Here is a 9,338-nt window from a genome sequence, read left to right on the forward strand (position 1 = left end):
AATGGTTGGATTATCGCGGCGTTATCCCATTATTTTTCAATATTTTGACTATGAATGGCTACTAATCAAACGTAGCTGATGGCATCTTTGTGAGGGATTGACAAGATCATCCATAGAGTAAGCACAAGGAGGCGTAGTGTTGAGTGAAGAGGGCAGGGCATCTGCGGAGGATGACAGGGGAGAGACCGGCTCTGTCGAGCGGGTCGCAACGCTGCCCCCGTCCCCTCATGGCGGTGAAATGGCCCGTTTGCAGGCAGAGATCGCCGCTTTGCAGCATGAAAATGGCCTGTTGCAGGAGAAGCTCAATGCCGCCCTCGATGGCACCGGCATCTGTCTCTGGCAGGGCACCATTCCCACCGGCGAGCTGCGGGTCTTCAATCTGCAGAACTTTCAGGCCGGTGACATGGCCCCTCATTTCGATCAGTGGAGCGCCAAGCTCCATCCCGACGATCGCGCCCATGCCATGGGCAACTACTTTGCTCACCTTGAGGGCAAAACCCCCTTCTACGAAGCCGAATACCGCACCATCAGCCCGGCCGGGGAGATCACCTGGCTGTGGGATCGGGGCCGGGTCGTTGATCGGGATGGCGATGGCAAGCCGCTGCGGATCATGGGCTCCCATATCGATATCACCCAGCGCAAGGCTTATGAGCAGCGACTGGCGGAGCGTGCCAACAGCGACGCGCTGACCGGTTTGCTCAACCGGCAGGGGTTTGGCAAGGCGTTCGCCCAGCTGCAGCCGCAAGGAGCGGGGGCGCTGCTCTTTATCGATCTGGATGATTTCAAGGGGATCAACGACCAGCTGGGCCACGCCTGCGGCGATCTGGTGTTGCAGCAGATGGCGGACTGGTTGCGCCTTATCATGCCGGGCTCGGCACTATGCGGCCGTTACGGCGGCGACGAGTTTGTGGTGCATCTGCACCGGGATGTGTCGAGCCATGGCCTGGCGCAACTGGCAGACGCCCTGATCAGCCGGATGCATGGCTATGTGCCCAAACCCGGTTGCCCGCAACGGGTGGGGCTGAGTATCGGCATCGCCCTGTGGGAGGAGGAGCCATTGAGCTTCCGACAGGCGCTGGAGGTGGCCGATAGGGCCATGTATGAGGCCAAGGCACGCGGCAAGCGAGCCTGGTATCTGCTTCAGGTGTGATGGTTTTTACAGGTTCAATACAAAGCAAAAACCCCAGCCGAGCTGGGGTTTTTGTTATTCGCCTTTGGCGCCGAGCTGCTGCTCGAGCTGAGCCAGCTTGCTTTCGAGGGCGGCCAGTTTTTCACGGGTACGCAGCAGTACCTTGGTCTGCACGTCGAACTCTTCGCGGCTGACCAGATCCAGCTTGCCCAGCTGGGCTTGCAGTACCTGACGCATCTTCTTCTCGGCCTCTTCACCCATGCTGCGAATGCCGGGTGGCAGGGAGTTGTGCACCTGCTTGGCGATCTCTTCCAGTTTCTTCGGGTCGATCATGATGTCCTCCTTAAGCGTTGGCGGACATTCTACCGACAATTCCCTCACTTTGCCGAGATCGCGGCGGCTTTTTACCATTTGTGCTGGCAAGCAAACGCCGCCCTTCGGGGCGGCGTTCTCGTTTCTGCAACTGCTGAAAAATCAGGTCGGCTGGTGGTTGCGATCCAGCCAGCCTTGCAGCAGGCCGACCAGCAGACCGGTCAGGTGGGCGATGTTGGCGGTGCTGGTGCCGAGCATGTCGAAGAAGCCGAGCACCATCCAGAACAGCATAAAGCCCATCAGCGCCGGTGGCAGAGTTAGGCCACAGGCCGGTTGCAGCTTGCTGCGCAGCCAGCAGTAGCCGAGCAGGGCATAGACCACGCCGGAGAGGCCGCCAAACAGCGGGCCGCTGGCAAAAAACTCGGCGATATTGGGCAGGGCGGCGCCCACCAGCAGCAGGATCAGCAACTTGCCGCTGCCGAGGCGCTGTTCGATCTGGCCGCCGAGATACCACCACCACAGCAAGTTGAACACCAGATGGAGCACGGAGAAGTGGATCAGGGCGGGGGTGAAATAGCGCCACGCCTGCCAGTCGGTGAACTGGGCCAGCGTCGGGTGGAAGGCCAGTTCATCGTAGATGGGCAGGCCGATGGCCTCGATCCCGTAGATGGCGAGGCAGGCGATGATGACCACCAGCGTCAGTGGCCCCGCCTGATGGAGGAAATCGGTGATGGGATCCGTCATCCCCTTGCTGTAGTCGATGCGGGCATCTGCGCGACCGGATTGCCAGGAGGCCTCCATGTAGCGCGGGTGGCCCGGCTCGGCCAGAAAGCGCTTCACCTCCAGCTGGGCCTGCGCGAGGCGCTGCTCGTCCGCCAGCCAGATGGTGACCCCCAGCTCGGACTGGGTCAGCTCGCAGGAGATGCCCAGGGTCGCCAGATAGTCCACCAGCGCCTGCGCCATGCGGGCGTTGTCGAGCACCAGCAGCTGGATCATGCCTCGCCTGCCTCGATGGGAAACTCCCGGCGCCACGCCTCGAAGCCGCCATCCAGACTGTAGACCTCGTCATAACCCTGTTGCAGCAGGTATTGGGCCGCCCCCTGACTGCTGTTGCCGTGATAGCACATCACGATGACCGGGGTATCGAAATCCACTTCGTTCATAAAGCGCACCAGAGTGCCGTTGGTGAGGTGGAAGGCACCGACCGCGTGGGCCGCTTCAAAGGACTGCGGGTCGCGAATATCCACCAGACGGGCTTCACCCGCGCTCAGTTTCTGGTGGGCATCATGGGCATTGATATGGGCAAACTGGTCCATCGGGATGTCCTGCGAATAGGTTGATTACGGGCCAGTGTACCGCAAGCTTGGGCGCAAACTAACCCCACAAAAGATAAGGGAGCCAGCGGCTCCCTTGTTGATATGGCATGCGGGTCAGTGGGTTAACCGCCCAGATAGGCCTGCCGTACCGCCGGGTTGGCCAGCAGGGCTGCCCCTGTGTCTTGCAGCACCACGTGGCCGTTCTCCAGCACATAACCGCGGTCGGCCAGCTTGAGCGCCTGGTTGGCGTTCTGCTCCACCAGAAAGATGGTCATCCCCTTCTGGCGCAGCTGCTCTATGGTGTCGAAGATCTGCTGGATGACGATGGGGGCCAGCCCCAGCGAGGGTTCATCCAGCAGCAGCAGGCGCGGTTTGCTCATCAGGGCGCGGCCGATGGCCAGCATCTGCTGCTCGCCGCCGGACATGGTGCCTGCCCGCTGTTCCAGCCGTTCGTGCAGGCGCGGGAACAGGGTGAACACCTGGTCCAGCAACCCGTGCTGTTCGGCCTTGTCGACGAAGAAGGCGCCCATCAGCAGGTTCTCCTCCACAGTCAGGCGGGCGAAGATACGGCGCCCCTCCGGCACCACGGCGATATCCTTGCGCATGATGCGGGCGGTGGTGAGGGAGCTGATCTGTTCCCCCTCAAACCAGATGGAGCCGCTGCTGGGCTTGGGTTCGCCGCAGAGTGTCATCAGCAGGGTGGTCTTGCCTGCGCCGTTGGCGCCGATCAGGGTGACGATTTCCCCCTCTTTCACCTCGACGCTGACATCGTGCAGTGCCTGAATTTTGCCGTAGTGGGTCGATACGTTGCGAAGTTCTAACATCTTGTTTTCCTTACGACTCGCCCAGATAGGCCTTGATCACTGCCGGGTTGTTGCGGATCTCATCCGGCTTGCCGTGGGCCAGCGGGGTGCCCTGACTGACCACGAAGATGCGGTTGGAGATACCCATCACCAGCTTCATATCGTGCTCGATCAGCAGCACCGAGACCCCGAATTCGTCCCGCAGGCTCATGATGAGCTCGTCCAGCTCGTCGGTCTCCTTCGGGTTGAGGCCGGCAGCCGGTTCGTCCAGCATCAGCAGCTCGGGACGGGTCGCCATGCAGCGGGCGATCTCGAGGCGGCGCTGCTGACCGTAGGCCAGATTACCGGCGGCGCGGTTGGCAAGATCCTTGAGGCCCACTTTATCCAGCCAGAAGGCGGCCCGCTCCAGCCCCTCCTGCTCCGCCCGGCGGAAGGCCGGGGTCTTGAACAGACCGGCGATAAAGCTGGTGTTGAGGTGCTGGTGCTGGGCGACCAGCAGGTTCTCCACCGCTGTCATCTCCTTGAACAGCCGCACGTGCTGGAAGGTACGCACAATCCCCTTGCGGGCGATGAGGTGGCCGGGCAGCCCCTGGATCTCTTCACCCTTGTAGCGGATGGTGCCGCCGCTCGGGCTGTAGAAGCCGGTCAGGCAGTTGAAGATGGTGGTCTTGCCCGCGCCGTTGGGGCCGATGATGGAGATCACCTCGCCCTTGTCGATATCCAGTTTGACCCCGTTGACGGCCAGCAGGCCCCCGAAGCGCATCGACAAATCAGAGACTTCCATTAACTTCTGATGAGTACTCATTTCTTCAACTCCAGATGCGGACGGGTCATCGGCAGCAATCCTTGTGGCCGCCAGATCATCATGAACACCATCAAGAGGCCGAACATCAGCATGCGGTACTCGTTGAATTCGCGGGCCAGCTCCGGCAGCACCGTCATCACGATGGCAGCCAGCACCACCCCGATCTGGGAGCCCATACCACCCAGCACCACAATCGCCAGCACAATGGCCGACTCGATAAAGACGAAGGATTCCGGGCTGATAAAGCCCTGCCGGGAGGCAAAGAAGCTGCCGGCAAAGCCCGCGAAGGTGGCGCCTATGGTGAAGGCGGTCAGCTTGATGATGGTGGGGTTGAGCCCCAGCGATTTGCAGGCGATCTCGTCTTCCCGCAGCGCTTCCCAGGCGCGGCCAAGGGGCATGCGCAGCAGGCGGTTGATGACGAACAGGGTCACCACCACCAGCACCAGCGCCATCAGGTAGAGGAAGATCACCTTGTGGTTGGCGTTGTAGGTAATGCCGAAGAAGTTGTGGAAGGTATCAAAGCCCCCATCCTTGACGGTGCGGTTGAACTCCAGCCCCCCCAGCGTCGGCTTGGGGATGCCGGATATGCCGTTCGGGCCGCCGGTCAGGGTGGTCATGTTGTTGAGCAGGATGCGGATGATCTCGCCAAAACCCAGGGTGACGATGGCCAGATAGTCCCCCCGCAGCCGTAGCACCGGGAAACCGAGCAGGAAGCCGAAGGTCGCGGCCATCAGCCCGGCGATGGGCAGGCACTCCCAAAAGCTCAACCCAAAGTAGGTGTTGAGCAGGGCATAGCTGTAGGCGCCGACCGCGTAGAAGCCGACATAGCCGAGATCGAGCAGACCGGCGAGGCCGACCACCACGTTCAGCCCCAGCCCCAGCATGATGTAAATCAGGGTGAGGGTGGCGAGATCGATGGCGCCGCGAGAGGCCATAAAGGGCCAGCTCACCGCAAACAGCAGCACCAGCACGGCGGTGAGGTTATAGAGCTTGGGCGCCTCTTCCGGGCTCGGCAGCACCAGCTTGGTGAAGCCGACCGAGAAGCCGCTGATGGAGGCCTGAAACAGCTTGGCGATCTGGCCGCGCAGCATCTGGAACCAGAAAACGAGGGTGGCGCCCCCCAGTAGCCAGGCCAGCGACACATCGAGGCGGCTCACTACCTGCAGGCTGGAGCCATCGGTCTCCAGCTTGAAGCCGAGCAGCCAGAAGGAGAGCACCAGCAACACCAGGCTGGCGATACAGGCGTGGATAAATTGATGTTTCATCACACTTTCTCCACTTCCGGACGACCCAGAATGCCGGTCGGCATAAAGAGCAGCACAAAAATGAGCAGGGCAAACGCCATCACATCCTTGTACTCGGTGCTGAGATAACCGGCGGTGAGCGCTTCAACCACGCCGAGCAGCAGGCCGCCCAGTACGGCGCCCGGAATGCTGCCGATACCGCCCAATACAGCGGCAGTGAAGGCCTTCAGACCGGCCATAAAGCCGAGGTAGGGGTTGATGACGCCGTAATACATACCGAGTAGCACCCCGGCGACGGCGGCCAGCGCAGCCCCCAGTACGAAGGTGATGGAGATGACTACATGGGTGTCTATCCCTAACAGGTTGGCCATCTTGATATCTTCCGAACAGGCGCGGCAGGCGCGGCCCATGCGGGAGCGGCCGATGAACTGGGTCAGCGCCAGCATGGTGATGAAAGTCACCACGAAGATGATCAGCTGCATATAGGAGAGGCTGGCCTGAAAGCCATCCTCACCCCCCAGGGTCCAGCCGCCGGAGATCAGGCTGGGCATGGCGATATCCCGCGAGCCCTGTGCCATCCGCATCATGTTCTGAAGGAAGATCGACATGCCGATGGCGGAGATGAGAGGGATCAGCCGGTTGCCACCGCGCAGTGGCCGGTAGGCGACCCGTTCGATGCTCCAGCCATAGGTGCCGGTGATGATGATACTGACCAGGAAGGCGCCTCCCAGCAGTAGAAAGGTGCTGTCGATGCCCATCATCATGAGCCCCGCCATCACCATAAAAGCGACATAGGAGCCGATCATGTACACCTCGCCGTGGGCGAAGTTGATCATGCCGATGATGCCATAGACCATGGTGTAGCCAATGGCGATCAACGCATAGGTGCTGCCTATGGTTAATCCGTTCAGCAGTTGCTGAACCAGATAGAGGAGGTGTTCGGACATACTGCGTTCCCTGTACTTGCCCGCAAAGAGAGGAGGGGGTGAGCGTACTCACCCCCGATCGGCAGATTATTTGACTTGGCTGGAAGTACCGTCAGCGTGCCACTGGAACACACCGAATTCGAAGCCTTTCAGGTCACCGTTCGGTGCCCAGGTCAGGGGGCCCATCACGGTATCGATCGGCGCAGCCTTGATGGCGGCGGCAACGGCGGCCGGGTCATCTTCACCCGCCTTGGCGATACCGGCTGCCAGGGTTTGCACCGCGGCATAGGTAGTCCAGACGAACGGGCCGGAGGAGTCCTGACCCTTGGCCTTGAACGTCGCCACCAGCGGAGCGTTGGCAGGCACCAGATCATACTTGTTCGGCAGGGTCACCAGCAGGCCTTCGGAAGCCGGGCCACCGATGGCGGAGATATCCTTGTTACCGACTCCTTCCGGGCCCATGAACTTGGCTTTCAGCCCCTTCTCGCCAGCCTGACGCAGGATCAGGCCCAGCTCAGGGTGATAGCCGCCGTAGTAGACGAAATCGACGTTCTCTTTCTGCAGTTTGGCGATCAGGGCGGAGAAGTCCTTGTCACCGGCGGTGATCCCTTCAAAGGCCACCACTTTCACGCCAGCCTTGTCGAGCGCCGCTTTGACGCTGGAAGCGATCCCTTCGCCATACTGCTTCTTGTCGTGGATAACGGCCACGCGCTGGGGTTTGACCTGCTCGATGATGTACTTGGCGGCAGTCGGGCCCTGATCGCTATCCAGGCCGATGGTGCGCAGGGTCAGCTGGTAACCGCGCTCGGTGATCTTGGGGTTGGTGGAGGCAGGGGTGACCATCAGGATCCCCTCGTCTTCATAGATGTCGGAGGCGGGCAGGGTGTTGTCGGAGCAGAGGTGGCCGACCACGAACTTGACGCCATCGTTCACCACCTTGTTGGCAACGGCCACCGCCTGTTTGGGATCGCAGGCATCGTCATAGACGACCGCTTCGATCTGCTTGCCATTGATGCCGCCAGCCTTGTTGATCTGCTCTACCGCCATCTTGCCGCCGGTGAACTGCATGTCCCCGTACTGGGCGACCGGGCCGGTGACCGGGCCTGCGATACCTATCTTGATGGTGTCTGCCGCGTGGGCGATGGAGATCGATCCAAACAGAGCCAAAGAAACCGCTGCGCCAACTGTGATTTTGCTCAACTTATGCATTGATTCGTCCCTTAATCAGTGGATTGTTTCATTTCCGTGTGCCATTCCGGATCTACATCCCGTGCATCCGGCTATAGGTATGGTTCTATCATTCCTCACGGGGCAATAACAAGCTGTTAAAGATACTAACCAGAGGGGGTTGGATGGGCGGATTTTGAAATAAATGACCTGTTATTTTCGGCTAATCAGAGCTTAATTTCGATTTATTGACTTAACATCTTGGTAACGAGAGGCGATTCTGACAAACGCCAGAGGATTAATCTGGCGATATTTTACTCTGACAGCGCTCCCATTTTGACCAGAATCCATTTGCGCAAACAGAAATGAGCGCCTAAATTAGCCGGCATTGACAATTCCGTGGCAGAGCTCGTTAAAACCAAGCCTTTATTCGGGAAATCTGCTAATGTTCCGCCTTTGACAGTCAGGAGACAGAGATGGCCACTATCAAGGATGTCGCCTCGCGCGCAGGCGTATCCATCTCCACCGTCTCACATGTGCTCAACCACACTCGGCGGGTCAGCGAAGACGCGACCCAGAAAGTGATTGAGGCGGTGGCAGAACTCAACTACGCGCCCAACTCGGTAGCGCGCAGTCTTAAAATAAATTCGACCAAGACCATTGGTATGCTGGTCACCACCAGCGTAAACCCCTTCTTCGCAGAAGTGGTGCAAGGGGTTGAAGCGTACTGCTTCGAACAGGGCTACAGCCTGATCCTCTGCAACACCGAAAACCAGCCGCCTCGCCAACAGCATTACCTGAGAATGCTGATGGAAAAACGGGTGGATGGACTGCTGGTATTGGGTACCGATATCGACACCCCGTTGCGTGACATGCTGCGCATCCACAAGAACGTGCCGCAGGTGGTACTGGATTGGGGCACGGAGTGCGATTTCGCCAACGTCATCAACGACAACGCCCGCATCGGCGCCCGCATGGCCGTACGCCATCTGCTGGAGCTGGGACACCGCGACATCGTCTGCATCACTGGCCAGCTCTCCAAGCCGACCACCCAGCAGCGACTGGACGGGGTACGTGATGCGCTGGGCGAGCACGGTCTGACCCTCAAAGATGAACAGGTCTTTGAAGGGGATTACGAGAGCCAGAGCGGCTTCGATGCCATGCAGCGCATCCTGGCCCTGCAGCCTCGTCCGACCGCGGTCTTTGCCTTCGACGATCCCATGGCGATCGGCGCGATTTGCGCTGCTTGGGAAGCGGGAGTCAAGGTGCCGGACGATATCTCCATCATCGGCTACGACGATGTGGAGATGGCGCGCTTCTCCAGCCCGCCGCTGACTACCATCCGTCACCCGAAGGCCGAACTGGGCCAGCTGGCGGTGAAGCATCTGGTCAGCCGGATCCGCAACAAGGAGCTGGAAGTGGAGTCGATGACGGTACAGCCCGAGCTGATCGTCCGTCGCTCGGTCAAACCGCTGCGTTAATCCGCACCCGTTGCCAACACGAAAAACCCCCTCTGTCACGAGGGGGTTTTTGTTTATGGGTTGTCCCGTCCTGAATATGGTTTACACCTTTCCCCCCAATAAATGGAGAGCCCGATGGGACAAGGTGTGAAACGGACACAGCGCGATTACTCGCT

Annotated in this window: 10 protein-coding genes; 2 read left to right on the plus strand and 8 right to left on the minus strand. The window is 60.0% G+C overall.

From position 1 onward, the window contains the following. Nucleotides 1–136: 136 nt before the first annotated feature. Complete coding sequence (locus AB5Y85_RS13475) at nt 137–1,150, plus strand: sensor domain-containing diguanylate cyclase (RefSeq protein ID WP_257687792.1); 1,014 nt, start codon at nt 137–139, stop codon at nt 1,148–1,150. A 54-nt stretch (nt 1,151–1,204) separates the two neighbouring features. On the opposite strand, the gene AB5Y85_RS13480 is transcribed toward AB5Y85_RS13475, so the two are convergent. The 8 genes from AB5Y85_RS13480 to AB5Y85_RS13515 form a co-directional block, all read right to left on the minus strand. After that, nucleotides 1,205–1,462, minus strand: a complete 258-nt coding sequence (locus AB5Y85_RS13480; RefSeq protein WP_005339429.1) for an accessory factor UbiK family protein — start codon at nt 1,460–1,462, stop codon at nt 1,205–1,207. 141 nt (nt 1,463–1,603) lie between these two features. Then, a complete protein-coding gene (glpG, locus tag AB5Y85_RS13485; protein WP_005339431.1) occupies nt 1,604–2,437 on the minus strand; it encodes a rhomboid family intramembrane serine protease GlpG in 834 nt (277 codons plus the stop codon). Continuing rightward, nucleotides 2,434–2,757: a thiosulfate sulfurtransferase GlpE gene (glpE, locus tag AB5Y85_RS13490; RefSeq protein WP_005355913.1), complete on the minus strand. Its 324-nt coding sequence runs from the start codon at nt 2,755–2,757 to the stop codon at nt 2,434–2,436. Before glpE ends, glpG begins: the two co-directional genes overlap by 4 nt. Before the next feature lie 122 nt (nt 2,758–2,879). After that, the gene (locus AB5Y85_RS13495; protein ID WP_005339433.1) at nt 2,880–3,581 is read right to left on the minus strand and encodes an ABC transporter ATP-binding protein; all 702 of its coding nucleotides are present in this window, start codon (nt 3,579–3,581) and stop codon (nt 2,880–2,882) included. Nucleotides 3,582–3,591: 10 nt separating this feature from the next. After that, the gene (gene livG, locus AB5Y85_RS13500; protein WP_005357323.1) at nt 3,592–4,365 is read right to left on the minus strand and encodes a high-affinity branched-chain amino acid ABC transporter ATP-binding protein LivG; all 774 of its coding nucleotides are present in this window, start codon (nt 4,363–4,365) and stop codon (nt 3,592–3,594) included. After that, the gene (locus AB5Y85_RS13505; RefSeq protein ID WP_005355922.1) at nt 4,362–5,630 is read right to left on the minus strand and encodes a high-affinity branched-chain amino acid ABC transporter permease LivM; all 1,269 of its coding nucleotides are present in this window, start codon (nt 5,628–5,630) and stop codon (nt 4,362–4,364) included. Before AB5Y85_RS13505 ends, livG begins: the two co-directional genes overlap by 4 nt. Further along, nucleotides 5,630–6,556, minus strand: coding sequence for a high-affinity branched-chain amino acid ABC transporter permease LivH (livH, locus tag AB5Y85_RS13510; RefSeq protein WP_005339439.1), 927 nt, complete (start codon nt 6,554–6,556; stop codon nt 5,630–5,632). The genes AB5Y85_RS13505 and livH overlap by 1 nt, the downstream gene beginning before the upstream one ends. Nucleotides 6,557–6,622: 66 nt before the next feature. Then, nucleotides 6,623–7,744, minus strand: coding sequence for a branched-chain amino acid ABC transporter substrate-binding protein (locus tag AB5Y85_RS13515; RefSeq protein ID WP_257687793.1), 1,122 nt, complete (start codon nt 7,742–7,744; stop codon nt 6,623–6,625). A gap of 434 nt (nt 7,745–8,178) precedes the next feature. On the opposite strand from AB5Y85_RS13515, the gene AB5Y85_RS13520 reads away from it, so the two are divergent. Then, nucleotides 8,179–9,183, plus strand: coding sequence for a substrate-binding domain-containing protein (locus tag AB5Y85_RS13520; RefSeq protein ID WP_005355925.1), 1,005 nt, complete (start codon nt 8,179–8,181; stop codon nt 9,181–9,183). Nucleotides 9,184–9,338 lie beyond the last annotated feature (155 nt).

This window comes from Aeromonas sp. R3-1, assembly GCF_040908345.1.
GTDB lineage: Bacteria > Pseudomonadota > Gammaproteobacteria > Enterobacterales > Aeromonadaceae > Aeromonas > Aeromonas veronii.